Source organism: Allosphingosinicella sp. (genome assembly GCF_036387615.1).
Lineage (GTDB): Bacteria > Pseudomonadota > Alphaproteobacteria > Sphingomonadales > Sphingomonadaceae > Allosphingosinicella.
Genome location: NZ_DASVTH010000066.1, coordinates 37,207 through 63,451, shown reverse-complemented (window position 1 = coordinate 63,451; position 26,245 = coordinate 37,207). Strand labels below are relative to the sequence as shown.

The 26,245-nt window shown below is 66.4% G+C and carries 26 protein-coding genes and 2 pseudogenes; 14 read left to right on the top strand and 14 right to left on the bottom strand.

Annotation, left to right across the window (positions count from 1 at the left end; all coding sequences use genetic code 11):
* Window positions 1-48 precede the first annotated feature (48 nt).
* Window positions 49-561, bottom strand: coding sequence for a hypothetical protein (locus VF631_RS14975; protein WP_431851123.1), 513 nt, complete (start codon window positions 559-561; stop codon window positions 49-51).
* A gap of 161 nt (window positions 562-722) precedes the next feature.
* On the opposite strand from VF631_RS14975, the gene purF reads away from it, so the two are divergent.
* Both purF and VF631_RS14965 read left to right on the top strand, forming a co-directional pair.
* Window positions 723-2,180 (top strand): amidophosphoribosyltransferase, encoded by a 1,458-nt coding sequence (gene purF / locus VF631_RS14970; protein ID WP_431851122.1) that lies wholly within the window; start codon window positions 723-725, stop codon window positions 2,178-2,180.
* Between the two features lie 100 nt (window positions 2,181-2,280).
* A complete protein-coding gene (locus VF631_RS14965; protein ID WP_431851121.1) occupies window positions 2,281-2,985 on the top strand; it encodes an SDR family NAD(P)-dependent oxidoreductase in 705 nt (234 codons plus the stop codon).
* 1 nt (window position 2,986) lies between these two features.
* Here VF631_RS14965 and VF631_RS14960 read toward each other — a convergent pair whose 3' ends face one another.
* Genes VF631_RS14960 through hrcA form a run of 3 tightly spaced genes read right to left on the bottom strand, consistent with a single transcriptional unit; the run spans window position 2,987 to window position 5,842 of the window.
* Entirely contained in the window at window positions 2,987-4,243 is a 1,257-nt protein-coding gene (locus VF631_RS14960; protein ID WP_431851120.1) for a class I SAM-dependent methyltransferase, read from the bottom strand.
* 13 nt (window positions 4,244-4,256) lie between these two features.
* Window positions 4,257-4,799 (bottom strand): nucleotide exchange factor GrpE, encoded by a 543-nt coding sequence (gene grpE, locus VF631_RS14955; RefSeq protein ID WP_431851119.1) that lies wholly within the window; start codon window positions 4,797-4,799, stop codon window positions 4,257-4,259.
* On the bottom strand, window positions 4,796-5,842 hold the full coding sequence (gene hrcA, locus VF631_RS14950) for a heat-inducible transcriptional repressor HrcA (RefSeq protein ID WP_431851118.1): 1,047 nt from the start codon (window positions 5,840-5,842) through the stop codon (window positions 4,796-4,798). The genes grpE and hrcA overlap by 4 nt, the downstream gene beginning before the upstream one ends.
* 134 nt (window positions 5,843-5,976) lie before the next feature.
* On the opposite strand from hrcA, the gene rph reads away from it, so the two are divergent.
* From rph to hemW, 3 genes are read left to right on the top strand one after another with little or no spacing between them, the layout of a single operon-like run.
* The gene (gene rph / locus VF631_RS14945; RefSeq protein ID WP_431851117.1) at window positions 5,977-6,693 is read left to right on the top strand and encodes a ribonuclease PH; all 717 of its coding nucleotides are present in this window, start codon (window positions 5,977-5,979) and stop codon (window positions 6,691-6,693) included.
* Window positions 6,690-7,358 (top strand): RdgB/HAM1 family non-canonical purine NTP pyrophosphatase, encoded by a 669-nt coding sequence (rdgB, locus tag VF631_RS14940; protein ID WP_431851116.1) that lies wholly within the window; start codon window positions 6,690-6,692, stop codon window positions 7,356-7,358. Before rph ends, rdgB begins: the two co-directional genes overlap by 4 nt.
* Before the next feature lie 50 nt (window positions 7,359-7,408).
* Entirely contained in the window at window positions 7,409-8,569 is a 1,161-nt protein-coding gene (gene hemW, locus VF631_RS14935) for a radical SAM family heme chaperone HemW (RefSeq protein WP_431851115.1), read from the top strand.
* 3 nt (window positions 8,570-8,572) lie between these two features.
* On the opposite strand, the gene VF631_RS14930 is transcribed toward hemW, so the two are convergent.
* Window positions 8,573-9,760 carry a penicillin-binding protein activator gene (locus tag VF631_RS14930; RefSeq protein ID WP_431851114.1) on the bottom strand — a complete coding sequence of 396 codons (1,188 nt, stop codon included), beginning with the start codon at window positions 9,758-9,760 and terminating at the stop codon, window positions 8,573-8,575.
* 12 nt (window positions 9,761-9,772) lie between these two features.
* On the opposite strand from VF631_RS14930, the gene rsmI reads away from it, so the two are divergent.
* Complete coding sequence (gene rsmI / locus VF631_RS14925) at window positions 9,773-10,606, top strand: 16S rRNA (cytidine(1402)-2'-O)-methyltransferase (RefSeq protein WP_431851113.1); 834 nt, start codon at window positions 9,773-9,775, stop codon at window positions 10,604-10,606.
* Between the two features lie 13 nt (window positions 10,607-10,619).
* Window positions 10,620-10,967, top strand: a pseudogene (locus VF631_RS14920) (YraN family protein); the annotation flags it as partial.
* Between the two features lie 96 nt (window positions 10,968-11,063).
* Here VF631_RS14920 and VF631_RS14915 read toward each other — a convergent pair.
* Window positions 11,064-13,208, bottom strand: coding sequence for a S46 family peptidase (locus tag VF631_RS14915; protein WP_431851112.1), 2,145 nt, complete (start codon window positions 13,206-13,208; stop codon window positions 11,064-11,066).
* A 125-nt stretch (window positions 13,209-13,333) separates the two neighbouring features.
* Between VF631_RS14915 and gshB the strand changes: the two genes are divergently transcribed.
* Complete coding sequence (gene gshB / locus VF631_RS14910) at window positions 13,334-14,287, top strand: glutathione synthase (protein WP_431851111.1); 954 nt, start codon at window positions 13,334-13,336, stop codon at window positions 14,285-14,287.
* Window positions 14,280-14,885 carry a DedA family protein gene (locus VF631_RS14905; protein WP_431851110.1) on the top strand — a complete coding sequence of 202 codons (606 nt, stop codon included), beginning with the start codon at window positions 14,280-14,282 and terminating at the stop codon, window positions 14,883-14,885. Before gshB ends, VF631_RS14905 begins: the two co-directional genes overlap by 8 nt.
* Here VF631_RS14905 and VF631_RS14900 read toward each other — a convergent pair whose 3' ends face one another.
* The 3 genes from VF631_RS14900 to VF631_RS14890 form a co-directional block, all read right to left on the bottom strand.
* Window positions 14,886-15,854: a tyrosine recombinase XerC gene (locus tag VF631_RS14900; protein WP_431851109.1), complete on the bottom strand. Its 969-nt coding sequence runs from the start codon at window positions 15,852-15,854 to the stop codon at window positions 14,886-14,888. It lies immediately after the preceding gene.
* 1 nt (window position 15,855) lies between these two features.
* The gene (locus VF631_RS14895; RefSeq protein ID WP_431851108.1) at window positions 15,856-16,416 is read right to left on the bottom strand and encodes a DUF484 family protein; all 561 of its coding nucleotides are present in this window, start codon (window positions 16,414-16,416) and stop codon (window positions 15,856-15,858) included.
* 134 nt (window positions 16,417-16,550) lie between these two features.
* Window positions 16,551-17,600, bottom strand: a complete 1,050-nt coding sequence (locus VF631_RS14890) for an ATP-grasp domain-containing protein (RefSeq protein WP_431851107.1) — start codon at window positions 17,598-17,600, stop codon at window positions 16,551-16,553.
* Window positions 17,601-17,677: 77 nt separating this feature from the next.
* Here VF631_RS14890 and VF631_RS14885 point away from each other — a divergent pair, with 77 nt between their 5' ends.
* Window positions 17,678-18,427: a class I SAM-dependent methyltransferase gene (locus VF631_RS14885; protein WP_431851106.1), complete on the top strand. Its 750-nt coding sequence runs from the start codon at window positions 17,678-17,680 to the stop codon at window positions 18,425-18,427.
* Here VF631_RS14885 and fsa read toward each other — a convergent pair.
* The 3 genes from fsa to VF631_RS14870 form a co-directional block, all read right to left on the bottom strand.
* Complete coding sequence (fsa, locus tag VF631_RS14880; RefSeq protein ID WP_431851105.1) at window positions 18,424-19,077, bottom strand: fructose-6-phosphate aldolase; 654 nt, start codon at window positions 19,075-19,077, stop codon at window positions 18,424-18,426. The two genes, VF631_RS14885 and fsa, sit on opposite strands and share 4 nt — an antisense overlap.
* Window positions 19,078-19,115: 38 nt before the next feature.
* Window positions 19,116-21,281 carry a primosomal protein N' gene (locus VF631_RS14875; RefSeq protein ID WP_431851104.1) on the bottom strand — a complete coding sequence of 722 codons (2,166 nt, stop codon included), beginning with the start codon at window positions 21,279-21,281 and terminating at the stop codon, window positions 19,116-19,118.
* Window positions 21,282-21,397: 116 nt separating this feature from the next.
* Window positions 21,398-22,180, bottom strand: a complete 783-nt coding sequence (locus VF631_RS14870) for an SDR family NAD(P)-dependent oxidoreductase (RefSeq protein WP_431851103.1) — start codon at window positions 22,178-22,180, stop codon at window positions 21,398-21,400.
* A 244-nt stretch (window positions 22,181-22,424) separates the two neighbouring features.
* On the opposite strand from VF631_RS14870, the pseudogene VF631_RS14865 reads away from it, so the two are divergent.
* Window positions 22,425-22,742, top strand: a pseudogene (locus VF631_RS14865) (phospholipase D-like domain-containing protein); the annotation flags it as partial.
* A 406-nt stretch (window positions 22,743-23,148) separates the two neighbouring features.
* Complete coding sequence (locus VF631_RS14860) at window positions 23,149-23,769, top strand: phospholipase D-like domain-containing protein (RefSeq protein ID WP_431851102.1); 621 nt, start codon at window positions 23,149-23,151, stop codon at window positions 23,767-23,769.
* 50 nt (window positions 23,770-23,819) lie between these two features.
* On the opposite strand, the gene VF631_RS14855 is transcribed toward VF631_RS14860, so the two are convergent.
* Both VF631_RS14855 and VF631_RS14850 read right to left on the bottom strand, forming a co-directional pair.
* Window positions 23,820-24,221, bottom strand: coding sequence for a hypothetical protein (locus VF631_RS14855; protein WP_431851101.1), 402 nt, complete (start codon window positions 24,219-24,221; stop codon window positions 23,820-23,822).
* Between the two features lie 294 nt (window positions 24,222-24,515).
* Window positions 24,516-25,223 (bottom strand): winged helix-turn-helix transcriptional regulator, encoded by a 708-nt coding sequence (locus VF631_RS14850; protein ID WP_431851100.1) that lies wholly within the window; start codon window positions 25,221-25,223, stop codon window positions 24,516-24,518.
* Window positions 25,224-25,291: 68 nt separating this feature from the next.
* On the opposite strand from VF631_RS14850, the gene VF631_RS14845 reads away from it, so the two are divergent.
* Window positions 25,292-25,720 (top strand): VOC family protein, encoded by a 429-nt coding sequence (locus VF631_RS14845; protein ID WP_431851099.1) that lies wholly within the window; start codon window positions 25,292-25,294, stop codon window positions 25,718-25,720.
* Window positions 25,721-25,747: 27 nt separating this feature from the next.
* Window positions 25,748-26,245 carry a VOC family protein gene (locus VF631_RS14840; RefSeq protein WP_431851098.1) on the top strand — a complete coding sequence of 166 codons (498 nt, stop codon included), beginning with the start codon at window positions 25,748-25,750 and terminating at the stop codon, window positions 26,243-26,245.

Below are 26,245 nucleotides of genomic sequence, written 5' to 3'. Positions count from 1 at the left end.
TTACGTTTACGTTTACGTCAACCAGTTCAGCTACGGCCCCCGCCCCGATCAACAGAGCGAATCGCCGACGAGGTCCTTCGCCTTGGCGGCATCGTCGCGGCCGGTCCCGACTTGAGTGAAGCGGGCGCCATCCATGCGCGCTCGCTCGCCGCAATAATAGGCGCATCCTTCCGGCACGGAGTTCGGCAGCACGATCATGTTGCCCTCGATCCGGGCCTCGATCGTGCAGGCCTCGTCGCCAGTCATCTTGAGCTGGACCCGGCCAGCGCTGCGGGTCGCGGTCCCGCTACCGGAACAGCTGTGATCGTTGGAACCCCACACCACCAGCCCGAACTGCGCCGTTTCTCCGGCGGGATCGACCATGCAGAGCCTGCTCGTCGGTCCCGCCTGCCCCGCTCCCTCGTATAGGCCTGTGAGGGTGGCGATCTTGCCGTCCGGCCGCCCCTGGACCGGGCGAGCCGCGCTCCCCGCCCCGCCCCTGCCCACTGCCTCATTGCCGCCGCCGTCCGACTGCCCCTGGCAACCGGCGAGAAAGGCGAGCGCGAACAGCAGCTTCTTCATGCCTCCCCTGTGACAGCCAGCGACCATTCAGACAAGCGCGGCTAAGGCACGGCTCGTTCCGCATAATCCACATCAATTTGTTACAGCCCGGCGACAAAGGCGGGAGGGCCGACTATATGGCGGCTATTCACACAATCAGACGAGCGACGGGGACTGCCGCGATGCTGACCACCCATCCCTTTGACGACGACAAGTTGCGCGAGGAATGCGGCGTGTTCGGCATTTGGGGCGCCGACACCGCCGCGGCAGTGGTCGCGCTCGGCCTGCATGCGCTGCAGCATCGCGGCCAGGAAGCGGCCGGCATCACCAGCTTCGACGGCCGCAACTTCCATAGCCACCGCGGCCAGGGACATGTCGCGGGCACTTTCGACAAGGACGACGTGATCCGTCGGCTGACCGGGCAAGCCGCGATCGGCCACGTCCGCTATTCAACCACCGGGGAGACGGCGCTGCGGAACGTCCAGCCGCTGTTCGCCGAGTTTTCGTCGGGCGGCTTCGCGATCGCGCACAATGGCAACATCTCGAACGCGATGAAGATTCGCCGCGAGCTCAACCGGCGCGGATCCATCTTCCAATCGACCAGCGACACGGAGGTCCTGATCCATCTCGTCGCAACATCCACCTACCGCACGCTGCTCGACCGGTTCATCGATGCCTGCAAGCAGGTGGAGGGCGCCTACAGCCTGGTCTGCCTGACCAGCGAAGGCATGCTCGCCTGCCGCGATCCGCTCGGCGTTCGCCCGCTGGTGATGGGTCGGCTCGGCGAGGCCTATATTTTCGCTTCCGAGACGGTCGCGCTCGACGTGGTCGGAGCGACTTACTTGCGCTCGGTCGAGCCCGGCGAACTGATCGTGGTGTCCAGCCGCGGGGTCAGCTCTCACCGCCCGTTCGCGCCGGTTCGGCCGCGGCCGTGTATCTTCGAACATGTCTATTTCTCGCGGCCGGACAGCATCGTCGATGGATCGTCCGTCTATACTGTGCGGAAGCAGATCGGCGCGGAACTCGCGCGTGAGAACCCCGTGGACGCGGATTACGTCGTCCCGGTGCCCGATTCCGGGGTTCCCGCCGCGATCGGCTATGCCCAGCAGTCCGGCATCCCGTTCGAACTCGGCATCATCCGGTCGCATTATGTCGGCCGAACGTTCATCCAGCCGAGCGACCAGGTCCGCCATCTCGGCGTGAAGCTCAAGCACAACGCCAATTCGTCGCTCATCCAGGGCAAGCGGATCATATTGGTCGACGACTCGATCGTGCGCGGCACGACCAGTCTGAAGATCGTCCAGATGATGCGCGATGCCGGCGCGCGCGAGGTCCATATGCGGATCGCGAGCCCGCCGACCCGCCACAGCTGCTTCTACGGCGTCGATACGCCCGAGCGTGCGAAGCTGCTCGCCGCCCAGATGAACGTTGCCCAGATGAACGAATATATCCGGGCCGACAGTCTCGCCTTCGTCTCAATCGAGGGCCTCTACCGCGCAGTGGGCGAGGAAGAGCGCGACGAAGCTCAGCCGCAACATTGCGACGCCTGCTTCACGGGCCAGTATCCGACCCGGCTGACCGACCATGAGGAGCATGACGCGGTGGATCAGTTCGCGCTTCTGGCAGAACGTTACGCCTGACCTTCCGCCATCACCCTGAACTTGTTTCAGGGACCATCTTCGAGCATCGCCGCGCGTCAACAAGACGGATGCTGAAACAAGCTCAGCATGAAGGAGAGCAATGTCGAAGCTTTTGGAAGACCAGCTCGCGCTTGTGACCGGGGCCAGCCGCGGCATCGGGGCGGCGACGGCTGAGGCGCTTGCGGCCGAAGGGGCGCACGTGATCCTGGTCGCGCGGACCGCCGCGGGCCTGGAGGAGGTCGAGGATCGCATCCATCAAGTGGGTGGCAGCGCCACGATCGCGCCGCTCGATCTCACCGAGGGTGAAAGCATCGCCAGGCTCGCCGCAGCGATCGCGGAGCGCTGGAACAAGCTCGACATCCTGGTCTTGAACGCGGCAACTCTCGGAACTCTAACTCCGGTTTCGGCGATCGACGGCAAGGAGTTCAATAAGGTCCTCACCCTCAACCTGGTCGCCCAGCAGGCGCTGATCGCCGCCTTCGACCCTCTCCTTCGCAAAAGCGGCGACGCTCGGCTGCTCGCGATTACGTCCAGTGTCGCTCGCCAGCCGCGCGCTTACTGGGGCGCCTACGGCGCATCCAAGGCGGCGCTGGAGGGATTGGTGCTGAGCTATGCGGAAGAGGTGCGCAGTTTCGGGGTCAAGGCGGCAATCGTCGATCCCGGTGCGACGGCGACGATCATGCGCGCCCGCGCCTTTCCTGGAGAGGACCAAGCGACGCTCAAGAGCCCGTCCGTGGTGGGACAGGCGATCGCAGAGGCGTTGAGCTCTGACTTCGACACAGGGCACCGCCTCGTCGTGCGCTGACTTACTGCTTCACGAGCGTAACCTGCGCGACATCGATGCCGCGCCCACGAAAGCCCCCTTCGCAATACATGAGATAATAACGCCACAGGTCGTGAAAGGCGGGGTCGAACCCGAGCGGCAGATGGTCTTGCTCGACCGCCGCATCGTAACGTTCCCGCCACAGTTTCAGCGTTTCGGCATAATCCAAGCCGAAGCCGGTCCGATCGCGCCAGCTTAGCCCCGCCAGCTCGGCCAGGGCCTGGAAGCGCGGCTCGCTGATCAGCATGCCGCCGGGAAAGACATAGGTTTGGATGAAGTCGGCGCTCGCCGCATAGGCGTCGAACAGTTCCTCCCGGATCGAGATCAATTGCAGCGCCGCACGGCCGCCGGGCCCGAGCACGCGCGCGATCGCCTGAAGGTAGGAGGCCCAATAATCCTGGCCGACCGCTTCCACCATCTCGACGCTCGCGACCGCGTCGAAACTGCCGGTGACGTCGCGATAGTCGGCAAGCTCGATCGAGACCCGGTCCGAGAGGCCCGCCTTGCCCATGCGCGCCTCGGCCCAGGCTTGCTGCTCCGCCGACAGGGTGAGGCCGACCACCTCCACGCCGTAATCCCGCGCCGCGATCTCGGCGAGCGAGCCCCAGCCGCAGCCGATCTCGAGCAGCCGCTGGCCGGGGCGCAGATCCAGCCGGTCGAGCAAGGCCCTAATCTTCCGCTCCTGAGCCTGCTCCAGACTATCGCCGGGCGCGAAGATCGCGCTCGAATAGGTCATCCCGGGATCAAGCCAAGCGCGATAGAAATCGTTGCCGAGATCATAATGAAAGGCGATGTTCGCCCTGGCGCGCGCCTTGCTGTTGCGCCGCAGCAGGTGGGCGAGGCGGTTGACGCTCCGCCACACCCCCTTCGCCCGCGCGACGGCGCCAAGGCTTTCGCCGTTGCGCATGAAGAGGTCGAACAGCGGGACGGGATCGGGGCTCGACCATTCGCGCAGCGCCCAGGCCTTGTACCAGCCGACCGAGCCCGAGCTGATCAGCCGGACCAGCGCGCGCCAGCTGTGCAGGGTGACGATCGGCACGGGGCCGGGTCGGCGTCCGCCGAGCAGGCGCCGGGAGCCATCCGGCAGGGCGGCGTCGATGCCTCCTTCAAGCAGGCCCGCGTCAATCCGGTCGAGGATGCGATGGAAGCCGCCGCTCCCGAGCCGCGCCAACACGCCGCCGCCGGTCGCGAAGGCGCGATCGGCGGCCACGAGATGGCGGCCGCGCGGCTGCCGGTTCAAGCCGGCGCCCTGCTCAAGCGGACTTGGCTACCCCGACCAGGGCCGGGCGCAGCAGGCGATCCTTGATCATGTAGCCGGCCTGCATCTCCTGCACGATCGTGCCGGGCTCCGCGTCAGCGCTCGGAAGCTCCATCATCGCCTGATGGCGGTTCGGGTCGAGCGGCTGGCCGAGCGCCTCGATCCGGGTGATGCCGTTGCGCTTGAAGACGTTGTCGACCTCGCGTCCGGTCGCCTCGATGCCGGTCAGCAAGGACTTGATCCGCTCGTCGGCGCGCAATTCCTCAGGCACCGCGGCGAGCGCGCGATCGAGATTGTCCTTCACGCTCAGCATGTCGCGCGCGAAGCTCGTCGCCGCGTAATTAGCGGCGCTCTGCTTGTCCTGCTCAAGCCGGCGGCGGACGTTCTGGGTTTCGGCTTGGGCGTAGAGGACGTTCTGCCGCGCTTCCTCCAGCTCCCGCTGAAGATCGGCGATGCGCTTTTCGTCGTTGCTTTCCGCGTCGAGATCGACCGCGTCGTGAATGTCCTGGTGTTCGTCCAAACTCTGGTCTTCGTTCATGCCAACAATCTCGATAATGCTTTTGCGGTGAAATCCACCATGGGCACGACCCGCGCATAGTTCAACCGAGTTGGGCCGATCACGCCCACCACGCCGACCACCTTGCCGTCGCCGCCGCGATAGGGCGCGGCAATGACGGAAGAGCCGGACAGGGCGAACAGCTTGTTCTCCGATCCGATGAAGATCTTCATGCCCTGCCCCGCCCGGGCCCTGTCCAGTAACCGGGCGATCTCCTGCTTGGTCTCGAGTTCGTCGAGCAGCTGGCGCACTCGCTCCAGGTCTTCCGCGGCATGGCCGTCGATCAGGTTTGCCTGGCCCCGCACGATCAGCACCGGGCGGCTGTCCCCATCCTCCGACCACACCGCCAATCCGCGCGCAATCAACTGCTGCGACACCGCGTCCAGCGCGGCGCGTCCGTCCTTGATCTCGCCGCTGAGCCGGGCCTGCGCCTCGCTCAGCGTCAGCCCGGACAGACGTGCGCTGACATAGTTTCCGACCTCCGTCAGCGCACTCGGTCCGACGCCGGGCGGCAGATCGACCACTCGGTTCTCGACACTGCCGTCGCTGCCGACCAGCACCGCAAGCGCCTGCCCCGGCGAAAGCGGCACGAAGCCGAATTGCTTCAGCACCGGCTCGCGCTTCGGTACCAAAACGATGCCGGCGCAGGCGGAAAGGCCGGACAGCGCCGACGTTGCCGCCGCCAACGCCTCCTCGATCGGCCCGGCCGCGCGCGTCATCCGCCCCTCGATCGCGGCCCGCTCCTCAGCGCTCGGCTCGGCTGCCTGCATCATGCCGTCGACGAACAGGCGCAAACCGCTTTCCGTCGGGATGCGCCCGGCCGACGTGTGCGGGTGGCTGAGCAGGCCCAACTCTTCGAGGTCCTGCATGACGTTGCGGATCGAGGCGGGAGACAGGTTCATGCCGGGCAACTTGGAGATCGTCCGCGAGCCCACCGGTGCGCCATTCTTCAGATACCCGTCGACCACCATCCGGAACACCTCCCGAGCGCGATCGGTGAGTTCGGTGATGGGTGTGGTGGCCATGAGGGCGATGTAGGCTGCTAGCCACCACCCCTCAACACTCTTCCCCCGTTCGGGCTGAGCCTGGCCGAACGGAGTGGGTGGCGATCCGTGTCCCCATGCTGCTAAGGCCCGCGCCGAACCACGAAAGGAACAACATGCGCCCATCCGGACGCGCGCCCGATCAGATGCGGGCGATCAGCATGGAGCCCGGCTTCACCCGGCACGCCGAAGGCAGCTGCCTGGTCAGCTTCGGCGACACACGGGTGCTGTGCACCGCTTCGGTGGAAACCAATCTGCCGCCCTGGCTGCGGGGCAAGGGCAAGGGCTGGGTCACCGCCGAATATGGCATGCTCCCGCGCGCCACCCACACGCGGGGACGTCGCGAAGCCGCGTCCGGCAAGCAATCCGGCCGTACGCAGGAGATTCAGCGCCTGATCGGCCGCTCGCTGCGCGCAGTGGTTGACCTCGAGAAATTTGGCGAGCGCCAGATCACGCTCGACTGCGATGTGATCCAGGCCGATGGCGGCACCCGCACGGCCGCCATCTCCGGCGCCTGGGTTGCGCTGCGTATCGCGGTCGACAAGGCGATCGCCGCCGGCCAGATCGAAGGCGATCCGATCCGCGGCAAAGTGGCGGCCGTCAGTTGCGGCATTCACAATGGAGCGGCCGTGCTCGATCTCGACTATGTCGAGGACTCAGCCGCGGGCGCCGACGGCAACTTCGTGCTCACCTCCGAGGGCAACATCGTCGAAGCGCAGGTCACCGCCGAGGGCGAGACCTACGACGAGGAGGCTCTCCTCCGGCTGCTGCGCCTCGCCCGCATCGGCTGCGCCGACATCTTCGCCGCGCAGGACCGGGCGACCGGCCGATGATGCGGAGGCTCGGACCTGGCAAGCTGGTCATCGCCAGCCACAATCGCGGCAAGATTCCGGAGATTGCGGAGCTGCTTGGGCCGCACGGCATCGAGGCCGTCTCCGCGATCGATCTCGACCTGCCCGAGCCGGAGGAGATCGGCACGACGTTCGTGGACAACGCGATGCTCAAGGCCAGGGCTGCAGCGGACCTTTCGGGCCTGCCGGCAATCGCCGATGACAGCGGAATTTGCGTTGATGCGCTGAGCGGACGGCCGGGAATCTACTCGGCCCGCTGGGCCGAACGCACTATCGACCTGCCGCCGGACGCGGCACCGGGGGAGGCCAAGGTGGAGCGGGATTTCCGCTTCGCGATGCAGCGCGTCCATGACGAAGTACTGGCGCAAGGGCCGGAAGCGTCCCGCGACGCGCATTTCATCTGCGCGCTCGCGGTGTGCTGGCCCGAGGACGGGCAATGCGAAGTGTTCGAAGGCCGCGTTGACGGCCTGCTCGTCTGGCCGCCGCGGGGGGACAGGGGCTTCGGCTACGATCCGATGTTTCAGCCGATCGGGTACGATCAGACCTTCGGCGAGATGGAGCCCGGGGCCAAGCACGCCATGAGCCATCGGGCGGACGCGTTCCGCAAGCTCGTGGCGGCGCTGATCGACACTCCCTCGTTGCCCTGAACTTGTTTCAGGGTCCATCCGATCACCCGCACCAAGCGGTGGAGGAATGGATGCTGAACCGAGTTCAGCATCACGAAGAGGCGATTGCCCTCTACATCCACTGGCCGTTCTGCGTCTCCAAATGCCCTTATTGCGACTTCAACAGCCACGTCCGCGCCTCCGTGGACCAGGAACGGTGGCGCGCCGCGTTGCTGCAGGACCTGGCCCATGAATCCGCCCAAGCGCCGTCGGGACGGATTACCTCGATCTTCTTCGGCGGGGGCACGCCATCGCTGATGCCCCCGGAGACCGTGTCGGCGCTGATCGAAGCGGCAGACGCGCACTGGAGTTTCGCCGACGGGATCGAGATCACGCTGGAGGCCAATCCGTCCTCGGTCGAATCCTCCCGCTTCGCCGATCTTGCCCGCGCTGGAGTCAACCGGGTCTCGCTGGGCCTCCAGGCGCTCGATGACAGAGCGCTCCGCTTCCTCGGCCGCGCGCACGGGGTGGCGGAAGGCCTGGCGGCGCTTGGAACCGCACAATCGGCTTTTCGCCGCGTCAGCTTCGACCTGATCTACGGCCTACCGGGCCAAAGCGACGCGGCGTGGGACGCGGAGCTCGCCCGCGCCCTGTCCTTCGGCACCGGGCACATTTCCCTCTATCAGCTGACGATCGAACCGGGGACTCGCTTTGCGGCGCTCGCCGCCAAAGGCGCGCTCACGGAAGCCGATCCTGACCACCTGGCCGCGCTTTACGAGCTCACCCAGGAGCGGAGCGAAGCCGCAGGCCTGCCCGCCTATGAGATCAGCAATCACGCGCGCCCTGGCGAAGAGAGCCGCCACAACCTCGCTTATTGGCGCTACCAGCCTTATCTCGGCATCGGCCCGGGCGCCCACGGACGTCGCGGCGGCCAGGCCACACAGCGCCACCGCAAGCCAGAAAACTGGCTCGCCGCCCTGGCCCGCAACGGCCATGGCGTCTCGGACGAGACTGAGATCGCCGGGAGAGAACGGGGCGCGGAGGCGCTGCTGATGGGGCTTCGCCTGCGCGAAGGCGTCGATCTGAGCCGAATTGCGAGTCTCGCCGAGACGGAAGTGGATGAGGTCGTCGATCGTGCCGCGATCGAGCGGCTCGAACGCCATCGCCTGTTGCAGCGCGACGGACCGCGCCTGCGGCTCACATCGGCCGGGATGCTGCTGCTCGATCGCGTCCTTGCTGAAATCGTGCGCTGAAGCTTAGTTTGGGTCCTGAAGGGCGGCGGAGACGGTCCTGACGCCGCCAGGGCCGACCTCCTGAACTTCTAGGCTCCGATCCGCCACGCCATCGCTCCAGAAGCGAAACGGGCCGTCGATTCCGGTGAAGATCTGGGTTCGCAGGACCCGCTCCGGAAGAGGCTGGCCGGAGGGCCACTCGGCCGTGATCCGGACGGTCATCAGCACCGCATCATAGCCAAGACTGGCGAGCCGGTACGGATCGTTGCCGAAGCGGCTACGGTAGCGGCTGCTCAGTGGCTCGAACATCCCGCCCGGCGCGGCGGCGAACCAGGCGCCGTGCAGCGGCCGCTGGGCCACGAGGTTTGTTTCCGTCCCCCATAGCTCCGTGCCGAGGATGCGCGCGTTCCGCCGGATTGCCGGAGCTACAGCGGCCGCGATCCGGCTGGTATCCGCGATCAGCACCGCGTCGTACGCGCCTTGCGCGTTCAGCCGCCCGGCTGCGGCGCGCGCCGAGGCGGGAGTGCGATCGTAGCTCTGGATCGCGGTGACTTGGCCGCCGGCGCGCTGAACGGCAGAGGTAAATGCCTGGCGCGCCCGCTCGCCATAGACGCCGGTCGGGACGAGCCCGCCGAAGCGATGGACGCCTTGGCCGCGCGCATAGGCGACCACGCGCTCGATCGACTGGGCGGGCACGAAGCCCATCAGGTAGACGCCGCTCCTGGCGACGCTCGCATCGTTGGAAAAGGCGATCACCGGCGCTCGCGCCGCCCGCGCGAGGGGAGCGACCGCCCGCACATCCTCGGCAAGCAGTGGGCCGAGGAAAAGTCGGTTGCCTTCGGCCAGCGCCTGGTTCGCGGCCGCAGCCGCTCCGCCAGCCGTATCGTAGACGCTGATCCGGATCCGCTCCGTTCCGCTGTCGGTGAGCGCGAGAGTGGCAGCGTTTGCGATCGACTGGCCGATGCCGGCGTTCGGCCCGGTGAGCGGGACGAGCAGAGCCACCTGGTTGCGCTGCGCCTCACGATTGGCGACCGGAACTGGCGCGGCGGCGGATGGCTGGGTGACCGTCGCCGCGGGCGCGGCTTGCGCGCTGGTCTGGGGCGCCGCCGGATCGGGCACGATCTCGCACCCGCCGAGCAGCATCGCAAAGCCGAGCGTCGCGCCCTTCAGGACCCAGCGCCGCGCTTGCCCTGACTTGACTCGCTCTGCCATGACCCTGAGCCTGTGACCGACAACGCACTCGCCCCCGGCCTTTACATCGTGGCCACGCCGATCGGCAATCTTTCCGACCTCAGCGCGCGCGCTGCCGACATCCTGACCCGCGCCGACCTGCTCGCAGTCGAGGACAGCCGCGTCACCGCCAAGCTGCTCGCCCACATCGGTGTGAAACGGCCGATGATGTCCTATCATGACCACAATGCGGACCGGGTCCGGCCCCAGCTTATCGCGCGCATGGCTCTTGAAGCGGTAGCGCTTGTTTCTGACGCAGGCACTCCGCTCATCTCGGATCCGGGCTACAAGCTGGTGCGCGATGCCCGGGCGGCGGGTCGGCAAGTCCATACTGTGCCAGGGCCTTCCGCCGTGATCGCCGCCCTGACGCTGGCAGGGCTGCCGACGGACCGCTTCCTGTTCCTTGGCTTTCTTCCATCGAAGCCGGGCGCTCGCGGAGGCGCCATCGCCGAACTGGCCACGTTGCGTGCGACTCTGGTCCTTTTCGAAAGCGGGCCCCGGCTCGGCGCCACCCTGGCCGCGCTTCGTGACGGGCTTGGCGCTAGAGAGGCCGCGGTGGTCCGGGAGATCAGCAAGCGGTTCGAGGAAACGGTCACCGGCACGCTTGAGGAACTTGCGCAGCGTTACGCGAGCGAGCAGCCGAAGGGCGAGATCGTGGTGGTGGTCGGCCCTCCAGGCGAAGCGGAGCCGGCCAGCGAGGAGGAGATCGACAGGGCGCTGCGCGACGCGATGACCCGGCTCTCCGCCTCCCGGGCCGCCGCCGAAGTGGCGCAGGCGCTGGGGCTTCCTCGGCGCGAGGTCTATGAGCGGGCGCTGAGGCTCAAATGAAGCGACAGCGCGCCGAGCGCGGCGGGCGGCGGGCGGCGGGCGGCGGGCCGAAGCGCTGGCCGCACTGTGGCTTCAGCTAAAGGGCTGGAGCATCCTCGCCCGCCGCGCCCGCACACCGCTTGGCGAAGTCGATCTGGTCGCCAGGCGCGGCCGCACTCTGGCGTTCGTCGAAGTGAAAGCGCGGGCGAGCCAGATCGAGGCCGAACGCGCGCTCGACGAGTATCGCCTGCGCCGCGTGGCAGCCGCGGCTCAGGCGCTAGCGGCGCGTTACGAACGCGTCGGAGACACGCTACGCATCGACGCCATCTTTATCGTGCCCCGGCGCTGGCCGATGCACATGAAGGATGTGTGGCGGGGATGAGAAGTCATAGCTTTTAGTCATCCCGGGGCAAGCCGGGACCCAGAAGTTCAACAGCAGAAGCTGGGTCCCGGCTTTCGCCGGGATGACTATCTTCAATCAACGCGCCGCCGTCTGCGTCACGCCCATCTCGGTCAGAAGCCGCTGCGCGCCATCGACCTTGTCCATCGTCCACAGCATGAAGCGGCTGTCGACGTGGATCGTGCGGTTGATCGAGGGGTCGTACATCCAGTCGGAGACGACGCCCTCCAGTGTGCCGTCGAAGGCCAGGCCGACGAATTCGCCGCGCGCGTTCAGCGTGGACGAGCCCGAATTGCCGTTGGTGATGTCGACGGTGGACAGGAAGTCGACCGGCAAAGTGCCGAGCTCGGGCGAGACGTAGCGGCCGTAATCCTTCGCCTTGATCAGCTGGATCGCCTTGTCGGGTGCGGCGAACTCGCCCTTGCCGGTTTGCTTGGCGGCCAGCCCCTCGGCGGTGGTGAACGGCTCCCACTTCTCGCCGTCCACATCCTTGCCGGTCACCTTGCCGTGGGTGAAGCGGAGCGACCCGTTGGCGTCCGGGTAGAGCGCCTTGCCGGTGGCCTCGGCGTGGGCGAGCATGCCGCGCATATAGGCCGAGCGCGCAGCCTGGAGCTGGCCGGAACGCTCCTTATTCTCCCGCTCGCGGGCGATGTCGGCCGGGTACATGGCGACGGCGAGCTGGATGAACGGATCGGTCGAGGCCTCGAATTCGGCCGGCGACTTGCCGAGCCAGGCGAGCCGGGTGGCGGTGTCGCCGAGCTTGGTGTCGGCATAGAGGCGATCCATGCCGATCTGGCTGAGCTTGGCCGCGAAGGCCGCATCGCGCTTGGCGGCATCGACCTTATTATATTCGGTCACTGCCTGCTCGAGCACGGCGCGATCCACGGTCGGCACATAGCGCCGCTCGATCGCGGTCAGGCGCTGCTCGGTCGGCAGCCGGTCGCGATCCTGATAGCCGGACTCGCGCTGCGCGTCGGGCTTCTGCCGCTCCTTTGACCAGCGGTAGAGGTTGCGGGCGGCGGAAAGCAGCTGGGCGCGCGAAAGCGTGCTCATGCGGGCGCCGTCGAGCGCGGCCTGGTTGGCCTGGGTGACGAGGGCGTCCAGCCGGGCCGGATCATATTGGCTCGCCCGCTTCGGGTCCGCGGCGATCCAGGCACGATATTCGTCCTCGGTCGCCTGCTTGCGCGCGGCAAGGCCGATCCGATCGGCGCCGGCCATCTCGCCGAGCGCCTTTTTCTTGTAATTGTCGGAGCCCTTGAGGATCGACGCGTACTTGATCTCCGCGTCCGGGTTGCCGGCGGTCTGGCGGACGATCAGGTCGGAATAGTCGTTGAGCAGCTTCTGCGATGCCGGGAGCATGGTCTCGAAATTGAACTTAGCCTCGGCGGCAGTGACCAGGCGGCTGGTGGTGCCCGGGAAACCGGCGACCATGACGAAGTCGCCATCCTTCACGCCCTGGCTCGCGACCTTGAGATGGGCCTTCGGACGGTAGGGGACATTCTCCTTCGCGAACGGCGCGGACGAGCCGTCCGGGGCGACATAGGCGCGGTAGAAGCCGAAATCGCCGGTGTGGCGCGGCCACATCCAATTGTCGGTCTCCCCGCCGAAATTGCCGATGCCGCCGGCCGGCGCATAGACCAGACGCACGTCCTTGATTTCGAGCTGCTGCTGGAGATAGTAGGTCGCGCCGCCATGATAAGCGCGCACGTCGCAGCGGCGGCTCGGCTGTTTCTCGCAGGCGGCGATCAGCGCCTTGCGGTTGCGATCCATCGTCTCGAAGCGCTCAAGCCCGGAGAGCTTGGACGTGACGCCCTGATTCATCTCGGTGGTGACGTCGCGCAGATCCTCGATCACGTAGATCCGGCTGCCCGGCGCGGCCGGAAGCTCGTCGGTGAGGCTCGCCGCGAGGAAGCCGTCGGTCAGGTAATCCTGACCCGGTTTAGAATTATACTGGATCGAGCCGTAGACGCAGTGATGGTTGGTCGCGACCAGCCCCTGCGGGCTCAGGAACGCCGCCGAGCAGCCGCCGAGCGAAGCGATCGCGGTCAGCGGCGCCGATTTAAGATTGCCGAGCACTGCCGGATCGAGCTGCAGGCCGGCGGCCTTAAGCTCGTTCGCAATACCCGCCGTCTGGCGCGGCAGCCACATGCCTTCTTCGGCCGCGGCCGGAGCGGCCAGGCTGAGCAGCGCGCAGGTCGACAGGGCGTAAGTTCTTAAAGTCATTAGGCATCCTCTGTTTTATGCGAGTGCGTCTAGCAGATCGGCACGGCTGCGCAACGGCGGCGCCACGTGACATTGCTCTGGCGCTCGCTTAGGGGGCCGTCGCTGAACCCAGACTGAAAGCCCCGATGTCCCTCCGCGTAGCCGTTCAGATGGACCCGATCCAGGGCATCAACATTGCCGGGGACTCCACCTTCGCGATCATGCTCGGTGCGCAGGCTCGCGGGCACGAACTCTACGAATACCAGGCACCCGACCTGACGTGGGAAGGCGGGCGTCTCTACGCGATGGCGAGGCCGGTGACAGTGCGGCGCGAGCCGGGCAATCACTTCACGGCGGAAGAGCCCATTCTCCTTGATCTTGGCCGCGACATCGACGTGGTGTGGATGCGCCAGGATCCGCCGTTCGACCTCGGCTACATCACCGCCACGCACCTGCTCGAGCGTATCCAGGGCGAAACCTTTGTCGTGAACGATCCGGCCGCCGTCCGCAACGCGCCGGAGAAAGTGTGGGTGCTCGATTTCGCCCGGTTCATGCCGCCGACTATGGTCACGCGCTCGCTCGGGGCGGCACGGCACTTCCTTGCCAAGCATGGCGAGATGGTCGTCAAGCCGCTTCACGGAAATGGCGGCAAGGCGATCTTCAAGATCGGCCCGGACGGCGCGAACCTGTCTGCGCTGATCGAAGTGTTTAACGATGCGTGGCGCGAACCGCACATGATCCAGGCGTTCCTGCCGGAGGTGGCGCAGGGCGACAAACGAATCGTGTTCGTTGACGGCGAGGTGGTCGGCGCGATCAATCGGCTACCCGGCCAGGGCGAAATTCGGTCCAACCTCGCGGTCGGCGGCTCCGCCGAGAAGACGGAGCTGACCACGGCGGAGGAGGAGATTTGCGCCGCGATCGGGCCGGAGCTGAAGGCGCGCGGGCTGCTCTTCGTCGGCATCGACGTGATCGGCGGCAAGTGGCTGACCGAGATCAACGTCACGTCGCCGACCGGAATCGTCGCGATCGACCAGTTTAACGGCAGCGACACCCCGGCCCGCATCTGGGACGCGATCGAGGCGAAGCTCGCTCGTGGCTGATTGGGTCATCCGCCTGATCGAGCAGACCGGATATGTCGGCGTGTTCCTGCTCATGTTCCTGGAAACGGTGTTTCCGCCCGTGCCGTCCGAGGTCATCATGCCGATCGCCGGTCTCGGCGCGGCGCGCGGGCAGATGACGCTGTGGGGCGTGATCCTGTGCGGCACAGCGGGCGCGATGTTCGGCAACTTCTTCTGGTATCTTCTCGCCCGCGTGATCGGGATCGAGCGGTTCCGCCCGTTTGTCGAGAAGCATGGCCGTTGGCTGACGCTGGACTGGTACGATGTCGAAAAGGCCGAAAAGCTGTTCGGTCGCTTCGGCGGGATCGTGGTCGGAATTGGCCGCATGCTGCCCACCGTCCGCTCGGTCGTGTCCGTCCCGGCTGGCCTGCTCCGCATGCGACTGAAAAGCTTCCTCATCTGGTCGACCATCGGCACCGCGGGGTGGAGTTCCGCGCTGGCCGTCGCGGGCTATCTGCTCGGCCAGCAGTTCGAGGACATAGAGAAAGTGGTGGGGCCGCTCTCCGCCGCGGTGATCGCGCTGATCGTCCTCGCCTACATCTATCGCCAGCTCACCTGGCGCAAACGTCACCCGCGCTGATCACGCCCGCGGGTGCGCGTTCCGGTACACGTCGAGCAGATGGGCCGCGTCGACAGCTGTGTAGATCTGGGTCGAGGAAAGGCTGGCATGGCCGAGCAGTTCCTGCAGCGAGCGAAGATCCGCGCCGCGGCCGAGCAGGTGAGTGGCGAAGCTGTGGCGCAGCGCATGCGGGGTGGTGCGCTCCGACAGGCCCAGCCGGGCCCGCGCGCCGCGCACCGCACGGCGCACCAGCTCACCGTTGAGCGGGCCGCCGCGTGCTCCCAGGAAAAGCGGCTGTTCGTTGCTGGTTGGGTAGGGACAGAGCGCGATGTAGCGTTCGATCGCTTCGCGGACCGGCGCGAGCAGCGGCACGACGCGTGTCTTGTTGCGCTTGCCGATTACCTGGATCGTTTCACCGAGCGGCAGCGCCGCCCCGCTCAGCCCGAGCGCTTCGGCGATCCGCAGCCCGCTTCCATATAGCAGCAGCAACACGGCCTCGTTGCGTGCGGCGATCCATTCCTCGCTCGCGTCCTCGGCCACGTCCCCGGCGAGCGCGATCACCTCCGCGGGCGCAATCGGCCGCGGCACGCTGCGAGACTTCTTCGGACCTTTGACACGCGGCAGGCTGGTGCTGCGACGATCCTGCGCGGCGACAAAGCCGAGGAAGCCGCGCACTGCGGAGAGCTCGCGCGCGGCCGAACTGTTGCCAAGCCCCTCGCCCCGCCGCACCGCCAGATAGGCGCGCAGGTCGGACGCTTTGAGGTCGCGCAACAGATTTGCGTCGACGCGCTCGCCGAAATGGCCGCCGATGAATTGGATCAGCCGATGAGCCGTGGCGACATAAGCCCGCACCGTATGCGCGGAACGGCGGCGATCATGCGTGAGATAGTCTCCCCAGCGCGCCGCGATTTCTCGCGCGGGGTGATGAGCCGGGTCGCCCTGTCCCCCGGACAGGGCTGAATGATGCGGGGCATCATTCACCCGGTTCATTTCAGGGGATCAGCCACCGGCCCATGCAGCGCGTCAGCACCCGGCCGAGGAAAACCAGCAACTCGGACCCGTGCCGGGTCTCAAAGCCCTGCTCGCCGCGCTGGCCGAGCGCGAGCAGCCCGTTGGGCAAGGGCGCTTCGCTGTCCAGCCGAACCAGCGCCTCAGCCCGGATCAGGCTGCTGGCGGGTCCGAACATCGGGTGCCCCCGCTTAACGCCCCTCAGAACGACGCCTTCGAACCGCGCCACCGAGCGCTGAATCACACGGGGGTCGACGAATTGAAGCCCGGACGCATCGGCGCGCATGCCCCGCTCGCCCGCGTAGAGCGCAACCGCGACGGCATCCAGGCCCAAAATCTGCGGCCAGTCCTGCGTCACGATGTGGATCAGGTGATCGAAGCCCTCGGCCTCCACGGCCGCGAGCACTGCTTCATGGATCGAGGAGACCGCCCCCGAATGGCCGCGAGCAAAAGCGATCAGGTCCTGGTTGGCCTCCTCAGCGGCGGCACAGCGCGCGCGCAGGCTGGCGACCGCCCGTTCCTCGAAGTTGATCACCGTTCCCATCGCGAGCGAGGCTAACCCGGAAGTGGTTAAGAAGCGATGGGGAAAAGTTGCGGTCTTCAGACCGGAGCGGGCACCGAGCTGACCGGCTGTATGAGGAGACCCCGAACGACCGTTGCCCCGTTCTGCGGACGCCCTCAGGAGACCCGATTTGCGAGTGGTAGCGTCAGCCCCGCAAGCGGATCTAGCCCGAGCAAGCGCTCGAACGCCTGCTGCATCGGGGGCAGGCAGGTCTCCACATAGGCGAATTCGGGGAGCGCCGAGAAAGGAAAGAAGTTCATCGATGCGTTGGCTTCGAACAGGAGCAACTTGCCTGCGCCTGTGATCCCAAAATCCACGCCGAAGAAATCGAGGCCGAACACGGCCCGAATGTTCCGCAGAGCTGTACCGACTTGGCTGCCGAGCCGCTCAGCCGGGTCAGAGAGGACCTGGCGCTCCTCCTCGCGCAACGCGGGCCTGTCGAGCATCACTCGACTACGGTCCGCCATGTGCACGTTCCAGCGGTCCGACACGATCATGTGCCGAACGAACCAGCGCTCGCCGATGAAGAACACGCGATACTTGCGATAAAGGCCGTCAGCGCTCCGGAAATCGACAAACTCGGTGAGGTAATGATCCTGCTTGGCCGCGAGCTGCGGCAGCAGCGCCTCGATCTCGTCGAAGACGCCGATCACCTTCCCGTCATGCACCCCGGCGCTTCTCGCGATCACGGGAAAGCGCATTCCCACTTCCGACACTGCGGTGCGGACAGCGGCCTGCTTGTTGGTGCGCAGCCGGATGACCTTGGGGACATGTGCACCGGGCAGCCCAGCCAGGCGCTGCGCGACCTGCTCGCGAGACGTGCGGAGAACGGCTTCCGGCCGGTTGATCACACGCCCGCCATACCTCTGGAGCATCCGGACCAAGGTCGAAAGCACCCGCGGATGCTGGTCAGCATCGGTGACCTGATTGAGCAGCACATCGAATTTGCTCAGATCGTATCGGTAGGATTGTCGATAATAGCCTTTGGTGACGTGGATGCGCGCGAAGTCATATGGGTTGTTCTCGCGCAGCAGCGCTATATCGGTGCTGCCCAGCACGATGACGTTCTTCTCTGTGTCGAGTTCGATCCGATCGAGGAGATCGGATCCGATCAGATAGCCAATGCGGCTCTTGCCCGTCCCGGCGATGCTAGGCGCGGCCAGCACCTTTTGCCCCTCCGGCCGAGCTCCCGGGAGGATCGGACGTGTTGACTCCTGCTTAAGCCAGATGCTCATCCTCAGCGGTGTTTAAAACTTACGAGAACATCTTCCAAGAGCGCGCTGATTCATATCACGCGGCGATGCAGATGTGCCCGGACGCCCGCGCGGCCGAGTTCGCGCTGGTGCTCGAGCCGCTGAAATTAGAACCGGGCCAGACCCTGTGCGACGTCCCCGCGGGCGCGGGTTATTTGTGGCGGTACGTCGGTGACGCACAGGTTCGCTATGTCGGAGTGGAGCCCTCCGACCTCTTCGCCAGCCTCTTCCCGTCCCATCCGGGCGCGATCTCATTGCGCTGCGCGATGGACACGCTCTCGCTGCCGGACGCTTCGCTCGATCACCTCATCAGCTTGGCCGGCTTGCATCACGAGCCGGATCTTCCCGCCATCTTTCGTGAAATGCGGCGCGTGCTGCGACCCGGCGGCCTGGCCGTGGTCGCCGACGTTCAGCAAGGCAGCAGCACCGATCGCTTCCTCAACGGCTTTGTCGCCGACTACAATCCGATGGGACACGAGGGCGTGTTCCTGAACGGGTCCACTTCGGCCTTCCTGGAAGGGGCAGGCTTTCGCGTGCTGGAAGACGCAGTGCATCGCCCACAATGGCAGTTCGCGACGCGCGAGGAGATGGGCGAATTCCTGCGCCTGCTGTTCGGGATCACCAAGGCCAGCGCCGCAGCGACCGCCCGTGCGGCGGAAGACATTCTGGGTCTGGAGGACGCCCACGGCGCGATCAATCTCGCTTGGCCGCTGCGCCGGCTGGTCTGCCAGGCGGTTTAGCCGATCGACTGCCCGGTCTTGGCCCAATCGGCCGCGAACCCTTCGAGGCCGCGGTCGGTCAGCGGATGCTTGAACAGCTGCCGGATGACTGCCGGCGGCGCGGTGATCACGTCGGCGCCGATCTTGGCCGATTGCAGGATGTGCACCGGATGGCGGATGCTCGCCACCAGGATCTCGGTTGCGAAATCGTAATTGTCGTAGATGATGCGGATGTCGGAGATGATCTCCATCCCGTCGAAGCCGATGTCGTCATGGCGCCCCACGAACGGCGAGATGAAGCTCGCGCCGGCCTTGGCGGCGAGCAGCGCCTGGTTGGCGGTGAAGCAGAGCGTCACGTTGACCATCGTGCCGTCGCCCGTCAGCGCCCGGCAGGCCTTGAGCCCATCCAGCGTAAGCGGCACCTTGACCGCGATATTGTCCGCGAGCTTCCGCAGGATTTCCGCTTCCCGCATCATCTCGTCATGATCGGTCGCGACCACTTCAGCCGAGACCGGCCCCGGAACCAAGTCGGCGATCTCCTTCACCACTTCCAGGAAATTGCGTCCTGATTTGTGGATCAGCGAAGGGTTGGTGGTTACCCCATCGAGCAGCCCGGATTCGGCCAACTCGCGAATGTCGCCGATATCGGCGGTGTCGACGAAGAATTTCATCGCGCGGCCTTAGCGACAAGCAAGCACGGCGGATAGGGTCACAGGAAGCTGTACGGGTCCACGTCCACCGCCACGCGAACACCGCGCGGATGCTCGAGCGCGTCCAGCCACTCGCGAATGATGTCCTGGACCGGGAGCGACCGGGCGGCATGGACCAGCAGGCGCTGACGGTGCCTCCCGCGCAGCATGGCGAGCGGCGCCGGCGCCGGGCCGAACACGGCCATGTTCTCGACACGCGGCGCGGTGCGCCCGATCAGGCGCGCTGCTTCGGTTGCCTCGGCCAGGTCCTCGGACGAGACGATGATACCGGCAAGGCGCCCGAACGGCGGCATGGCGGCCTCGCGCCGCGAATCGGTCTCGGCTTCGTAGAAGCCCTCGGCATCGCCGCTGATCAACGCGCTGATCACGGGCGCCTGCGGCTCGTGAGTCTGAACAAGGACGCGTCCTGGCTTCTCGCCCCTCCCGGCGCGGCCCGAAACCTGGCTGATCTGCTGGAAGCTGCGCTCCGCGGCGCGCAGGTCGCCCCCTGAAAGGCCCAGGTCTGCATCGACGACGCCGACCAGCGTCAGGTTCGGAAAATGGTAGCCCTTGGTAACGAGTTGGGTGCCGACCACGATGTCGATCGCCCCTGCCTCCATGCGCCCGACGAACTCGGCCGCCTTGGCCGGCGACCAGATCGTGTCGGACGTCACGATGGCGGTCCGCGCATCTGGAAACAGCGCCTTCACCTCGTCGGCAATACGCTCTACGCCAGGACCGACCGGCACGAGACTATCCACCTCCTCGCACTCCGGGCAGGCGCGGGGCGGCGGCATCAGGTGACCGCAATGGTGGCAGGCGAGGCGGTGCACGAGCCGGTGCTCGACCATCCAGGCGGTGCAGTTCGGGCATTGAAAACGGTGTCCGCAGGCGCGGCAAAGAGTGAGCGGCGCATAGCCGCGGCGGTTGAGGAACAGCAGGCTCTGCTCGCCCGCATTGAGATTGACCTCGATCTCGCGGACCAGGCTCGGTGCCAGCCAGCGGCCGCGCGGCGGCGGATCCTGGAGTAAGTCCACGGCGCGGATCTCGGGAAGCTCAGCCGCCCCGTAGCGATCCGGCAGCTTCAGCTCTCGATAGACGCCGATCTCGGCCATGTGGCGCGTCTCCAGCGCGGGCGTTGCCGAGGCCAGCACGACCGGCACCCGCTCCAGCTTGGCGCGCATCACCGCGACATCGCGGGCGTGGTACTGAACCCCGTCCTCCTGTTTGAAGCTCACCTCATGGGCCTCGTCGACGACGATGAGGCCGAGCTGGCGGTACGGCAGGAACAGGGCCGATCGTGCGCCGACCACGACCTTGGCCTGGCCGGTTGCCACCGCTCGCCAAGCCCGCCGCCGCTGAGACTGCCGCAAACCCGAATGCCACGCCACCGGCTCGCACCCAAAGCGGGCCGCAAAGCGCTTCAGGAAGGGCTCGGTCAAGGCGATCTCCGGCAACAGCACCAGCGTCTGGCTGCCCATGCGAAGGCTTTCCGCTATCGCCTCGAAATAGACCTCGGTCTTGCCCGAGCCGGTTACCCCGTCGAGCAGGAACGGCGCGAACTCCGCCTCCTGCACGGCCAGCACGAGCTCGCGGGCGGCCGCCTTCTGCGCATCTTCAAGCTGGGGCGGAGCATGCTGTGGGTCGGGACGCGGGAATGGATCGTCGATCGAGACCTCCACGGCCTCGACCGCGCCAGCCTTGACGAGGCCGCGGATAACCCCGTCCGACACATCAGCCGCAAGCGCCAGCTCCCTTACAAGGCCCTGCCGGCCCTCGATGCGCTCCAGCGCCTGCGCGCGCTGCGGTGTCAGTCGCTCAGGCACATGGCCGGTCGGGCGATATTCTGTCACGCTGCGCGCCCCATCGAGCGCGCTCGCCGACGCCAGGGTCATCCGCAGCACCGCGGCAAGCGGGGCGAGGTAATAATCGGCCGTCCACTCGATCAGTCGCCGAAGCGGTTCCGCAACGGGCGGCAGGTCGTAGACCTGGATGAGCGGTCGCAGACGATTGTCCCCCACCTCCTGCGTTTCGGCCCGTTCTGGCTCCCACACGACGCCGGCGAGTTGCCGCGGCCCAAGCGGCGCCAGCACGATCGAGCCCGGCCCGGCCACCATGCCGTGCGGCAGCCGGTAATCGAGCGGGCCGAGCGCTGCATTGAGCAGAATGACGCGAATGCGGGACATCGAGCATTCGAGATCGAGTCTGGGCAATCAAAGCACAAGGGCTTTTGGATACCCAAGGGCGAACCTGGCGCTCCGATGGGGTCGCCCGGCACCGGCTAACCCACGATGGATCTATTTCAGCGCGGAGCCATCCTAATCGCGCCGTCCAGCCTCACATATTCACCGTTGAGGTAAGTGTTCTCGGCCATGAAGACGGCGAGGCGGGCATATTCCTCGGCGCGGCCGAGACGCTTTGGAAAAGGCACCTGGGCGGCGAGCGCGTCCTTCACGTTCTGCGGCATCATAGCCACCATCGGCGTTTCGAACACGCCGGGCAGGATGGTGTTGACCCGGATCCCCTCACTCATCAGGTCGCGGGCGATCGGCAGAGCCATGCCCAGCACGCCAGCCTTGGATGCGCTGTAGGCGGCCTGGCCGATCTGGCCGTCCTGCGCGGCCACCGAGGCGGTGTTGACGATCAGGCCGCGCTCGCCATCCTCCAGCGGATCGAGCGTCACCATGCCCGCGGCGGAAGCGGCGAGCACGCGGAAGCTGCCGATCAGGTTGATCTGGATAGCCAATTCGAACTGATGGATCGGGTAGCGCTTGATCTCGCCGGTCTGCTTGTCGCGGCCGACCGTCTTCACCGCATTGGCCACGCCCGCGCAATTGACGCAGATCCGCTCCTGCCCATGCGCCTCGCGAGCACGGGCAAAACCGGCATCGACCGCCTCGTTCGACGTCACGTCCACCTCGGCGAACACCCCGCCGATTTCGGAGGCGACCCGCTCGCCCTTCTCGGCGTCGCGGTCGAACACCGCGACCTTGACGCCGCGCTCGGCGAGCGCGCGCGCGGTCGCCTCGCCGAGGCCGGAGGCAGCGCCGGTGACAACGGCGGCGATATTGTTGTCGAGCTTCATGGATGCGTCTCCCTGTTCGGCTCGCCCCTAGAAGCAACGCGGTCCCTTTCACAAGATCGGCTCCATTCCGGAGGCGAAACTTGGAGGCGGACCGACGCGTTCCGCAGGGGTGGCCGATCCCGCTCAGCCTAGCACCAAGTCGAGCTTGCTCGAGCCGGGGCGCAATTGCTGGCGCCACGCCAAGGCGAGCCGGGCGGCGCTGATCGTCGATGCGGCGGATTATTTCCGGACCGCGCGCCAGGCGATGCTGCGCGCCAGGCAGCAGATCATGCTGGTCGGCTGGGACGTCGACACCCGCGTGCGGCTCGACGAGGAGAAAGGGGCGTCGGGGGCTCCGCTGGCGCTCGGGCCGCTGCTCACCTGGATCGCGCGCCGACGGCCGGAGCTTCAGATCTACATCCTCGCCTGGGACGAGGGGCTGATCAGTGTGCCCGGCCGCGGCACCACCTTCTTCCGGATGATGCGCTGGTGGGTCGATCCGCAGATCACGATCAAGTGGGACAGCTCGCATCCGCTGGACGCGAGCCACCACATGAAACTGCTGGTGATCGATAACGCGCTCGCCTTCTGCGGCGGCATCGACATCACCGGCGAGCGCTGGGACACGCGCGACCATCGGGATGAGGAGCCGGGACGGAAGGCGCCTTTCACGCGGCGCAGCTACGAGCCGTGGCACGATGCGACTATGGCGGTGGACGGAGATGCGGCCGCTGCGCTCGGCGCGCTCGCGCGCAAGCGCTGGGATGCGGCGACGACGGGCGACGATCTGGCCGTTCCTGCACCCGGCGGCGACCCCTGGCCGGACGGACTCAAGGCCAATTTCCGCGATGTGGACGTCGTTATCGCCCGCACCCGGGGCCACGAGGCGGAGAATGAGGAGGTCCGCGAGATCGAGGCGCTGTTCCTCGACCTCATCGAGACCGCCCGGCGCTTCGTCTATTTCGAGACGCAATATTTCGCTTCGCGGGGTGATTGCGGAGGCGATCGCCAGAAGGCTGGAGGAGCCGGACGGGCCGGAATTCGTGGTGATCAATCCCAAGACGGCCGAGGGCTGGCTGGACGAGGAGGTGATGAGCCCGGCCCGTTACCACCTGATGCAAGCGCTGAAGCAGCGCGACCGGCACGGCCGCTTCCGCATCTACACGCCGGTGACGAAGGGCGGGCTCGACATCTATGTGCACGCCAAGATCATGATCGTCGACGACGAGATCTTCCGGGTCGGCTCGGCCAATCTCAACAACCGATCAATGGGCCTCGACAGCGAGTGCGACCTGATGATCGACGGGCGCGGCCGCGACGATGTGTGCGGCGAGATCGCGCGCATCCGCACCGGCCTGTTCGCCGAGCATCTCGGCAAGACCCGCGAGGAGGTGGCAGAGTGTTTCGGGAAAGCGGGCTCGCTGATCGGCTGCATCGAGGCGCTGCGCGGCGAGGAGCGCAGCCTGGTGCCGCTCGTGCCGAAGCCGCCCAACAAGGCCGAACGGGCGATAGCGGAGAGCAAGCTGCTCGATCCCGAAGCGCCGGACGAGCTGTTTGAGCCGCGGGTGCGACCCGGGCTGCTGGCGCGGCTAGGGCGGAGGAGGCGTTAGAGAATATCCAGAGTAGCCTTTGGGTCGACAGGCCCCAGAATTCTGCGTCTCTAATTGACCGAGCGTTCGGACCCGAAAAAGGAACAATGCACCTCGATCTCACCAAGTGCGGCCTGATACTCCGCTTCGTCTACGAGTTCATTCTCTCTGAGCCACTGGAACTTCGCTGCCTCGCGCTGCGCATCGTTATCTGGATCGATCACGGCGTGCAGGCTTCGAAGCCGGGCCCGCCATCGCGATTCGAGCTCATCCAACACCTTTTGTCCCAGTGCGTCGTCCCACACCCATACCGGTGGCCCTTGGCCGCCGAATGCATCGGATGACACTGGGATGAGCACGAAGTGGTGAGCGAAGGGGGTGAGCAAACGAACGATGAGGAAGCTCACAGGAACCACCCACATCGGGATCACCACCAACCAAGGCTCCATCTGGTAGGCGAGGATCACCGTCATGCTGACGACGAAAAACGAGACCGCCACTGCCAAGGACACTGCGGTAAACCCGCGATACTGAGGGTGAGATAGGCAGGATCACCTCTCCCGATATCCTCGTAGCGGGCGTAGCAGCGATGCGTCTCAGAGAAATTGGACCTCGTGTGGATCAGCTCCTCAGGCCCGAATTCGTACCGAAGCTTAGTTCCGAAGCGGGATTGCACGATTTTCCTGTCGCTCCTCGGTGCATCTTCCACTTCCACCCTTCCTTGTTGGAGGAAGAGCCGGATGGCCGCAACCGGTGGAGAGCAGACGTTACTTCCTGTTCGGTGCCGGCACCTCAGCCTTGGGCGGGAGCTCGAAGATGGCGCGGAAGTGTTCGGCGAGGGCTTGGTCGCCCGTGACGACCAGCGCCGGCTCGAGCTGATCGAACGGCACCTTGCCGTAAATGGCGGCGGCGATCCGCTCTGGCGGGCCGGTGAAGATAGCCTGTCCTTGCCACGCATCACCCCTCTCCAGCTTCATCACGCCGTCTTCAAGTTCGGCCAAGAAGGTCTCGTGGCCGAGTCGAAAACCGATGCTCGCCCGCAGCCCCCGGGCGCGCTCGGGGCTGAACATGGTGCGCAAGGAGAGCATGATGGAGGTGGCGCTGATCGGCAGCGTTGGATCGTGCGTCGGTGACCGCGCGGCCCAGCGCCCGAGCGTCTGAACGATCGGCTCGACCTCATAACCCCAGGGCGTCAGCTCATAGACCTGGGCAGAGACGGGCGGCGGCAGCCGGCGCCGGACGAGCAGGCCCGAGGCCTCCAGCCCTTCCAGCCGCTGGGTCAGCACATTGGCGCTAATGCCCGGAAGATCGGCGCGCAGATCGCTGAAGCGCTTCGGGCCGAGCAGCAGCTCGCGCAGCACCAAGAGCGCCCAGCGCTCGCCGATCAGCTCCAGCCCATGCGCCGTACCGCAAGCGTCGTCGTAGCGGCGCCGGTTTGGACCCAGGTCCGAGTTAGTTATCTTTTCTAACTTCATAGTTGCTTTCCTTAACTCGGAAGCGCATCACAGTCAAACAGGTGATTCGCCGGCTGAGGAGAATTGAGATGTCTAGGATGATTTTCGTGAACCTGCCGGTGGCGGACCTGCCCCGCTCCGTCGCCTTCTACAAAGCGATCGGCGCCGAGCAGAACCTGCAGTTCAGCAACGAGTCGGGCGCGATGATGGTGTTTTCCGACACGATCCACGTGATGCTGCTGACCCACGGCTTCTTCAGCACGTTTACGCCCAAGCGGATCGTCGATGCGCGCGAAGCGAGCGAGGTGCTGCTGTGCATCTCCTGCGATGATCGCGCGGCAGTGGACGAGATCACCGAGCAGGCGCTCGCCGCCGGCGGACGCGAGCCGCGCGCCGCTCAGGACATGGGCTTCATGTACAGCCGCAGCTTCGAGGATCTCGACGGCCATATCTGGGAGCCGATGCACATGGACGTGGCCGCCGCGACGGAGGCGATGGCGCAGCCGCAGCCGGCCTGATCCAATCAACCAAGCAGGAGACGCGAGATGACCGACACAGCCAGTTCCACGCCCGCTCTGACCCCGCATCTGGTGTGCGACGGCGCGGCGGACGCGATCGACTTCTACAAGCGCGCATTCGGCGCCGAGGAGCTGATGCGCCTGCCCGGGCCCGATGGCCGGCTGATGCACGGCGCCGTCCGGATAAACGGCGCGACCGTGATGCTCACCGACGAGAACCGTCCGTGGGGGGCGCTCGGGCCCAACACGCTCGGCGGATCGCCGATCACGCTCAACCTCGCCGTGCCGGACGTCGACGCGGCATTCGAGCGAGCGCTCGGCGCCGGCGCGACCGCCGTGATGCCGGTGGCCGATCAGTTCTGGGGCGATCGCTACGGGATCGTGCGCGACCCCTTCGGACACAGCTGGGCGCTGCTGACGCCGATCCGGACGATGACTGAAGCCGAGCTGCGCGAAGCCGCCGCGGCTATGTTCACCGGCTGCGGAGCGGAAGCCGCGAGCCATGCCGAACCGGTCCCGGCCTGA

What these genes read in the sequence shown, in the direction of transcription:
- fsa (WP_431851105.1), bottom strand. Translation starts at nt 19,077, where the DNA reads ATGAAATTCTTCGTCGACACCGCCGATATCGGCGACATTCGCGAGTTG.
- VF631_RS14895 (WP_431851108.1), bottom strand. Translation starts at nt 16,416, where the DNA reads ATGGGAACGGTGATCAACTTCGAGGAACGGGCGGTCGCCAGCCTGCGC.
- VF631_RS14965 (WP_431851121.1), top strand. Translation starts at nt 2,281, where the DNA reads ATGTCGAAGCTTTTGGAAGACCAGCTCGCGCTTGTGACCGGGGCCAGC.
- hrcA (WP_431851118.1), bottom strand. Translation starts at nt 5,842, where the DNA reads ATGGCCACCACACCCATCACCGAACTCACCGATCGCGCTCGGGAGGTG.
- VF631_RS14840 (WP_431851098.1), top strand. Translation starts at nt 25,748, where the DNA reads ATGACCGACACAGCCAGTTCCACGCCCGCTCTGACCCCGCATCTGGTG.
- grpE (WP_431851119.1), bottom strand. Translation starts at nt 4,799, where the DNA reads ATGAACGAAGACCAGAGTTTGGACGAACACCAGGACATTCACGACGCG.
- VF631_RS14870 (WP_431851103.1), bottom strand. Translation starts at nt 22,180, where the DNA reads ATGAAGCTCGACAACAATATCGCCGCCGTTGTCACCGGCGCTGCCTCC.
- VF631_RS14845 (WP_431851099.1), top strand. Translation starts at nt 25,292, where the DNA reads ATGTCTAGGATGATTTTCGTGAACCTGCCGGTGGCGGACCTGCCCCGC.
- hemW (WP_431851115.1), top strand. Translation starts at nt 7,409, where the DNA reads ATGCTGAACCGAGTTCAGCATCACGAAGAGGCGATTGCCCTCTACATC.
- VF631_RS14855 (WP_431851101.1), bottom strand. Translation starts at nt 24,221, where the DNA reads ATGACGGTGATCCTCGCCTACCAGATGGAGCCTTGGTTGGTGGTGATC.
- rdgB (WP_431851116.1), top strand. Translation starts at nt 6,690, where the DNA reads ATGATGCGGAGGCTCGGACCTGGCAAGCTGGTCATCGCCAGCCACAAT.
- VF631_RS14875 (WP_431851104.1), bottom strand. Translation starts at nt 21,281, where the DNA reads ATGTCCCGCATTCGCGTCATTCTGCTCAATGCAGCGCTCGGCCCGCTC.
- VF631_RS14930 (WP_431851114.1), bottom strand. Translation starts at nt 9,760, where the DNA reads ATGGCAGAGCGAGTCAAGTCAGGGCAAGCGCGGCGCTGGGTCCTGAAG.
- purF (WP_431851122.1), top strand. Translation starts at nt 723, where the DNA reads ATGCTGACCACCCATCCCTTTGACGACGACAAGTTGCGCGAGGAATGC.
- VF631_RS14850 (WP_431851100.1), bottom strand. Translation starts at nt 25,223, where the DNA reads ATGAAGTTAGAAAAGATAACTAACTCGGACCTGGGTCCAAACCGGCGC.
- gshB (WP_431851111.1), top strand. Translation starts at nt 13,334, where the DNA reads ATGTCCCTCCGCGTAGCCGTTCAGATGGACCCGATCCAGGGCATCAAC.
- VF631_RS14915 (WP_431851112.1), bottom strand. Translation starts at nt 13,208, where the DNA reads ATGACTTTAAGAACTTACGCCCTGTCGACCTGCGCGCTGCTCAGCCTG.
- VF631_RS14900 (WP_431851109.1), bottom strand. Translation starts at nt 15,854, where the DNA reads ATGAACCGGGTGAATGATGCCCCGCATCATTCAGCCCTGTCCGGGGGA.
- VF631_RS14975 (WP_431851123.1), bottom strand. Translation starts at nt 561, where the DNA reads ATGAAGAAGCTGCTGTTCGCGCTCGCCTTTCTCGCCGGTTGCCAGGGG.
- rph (WP_431851117.1), top strand. Translation starts at nt 5,977, where the DNA reads ATGCGCCCATCCGGACGCGCGCCCGATCAGATGCGGGCGATCAGCATG.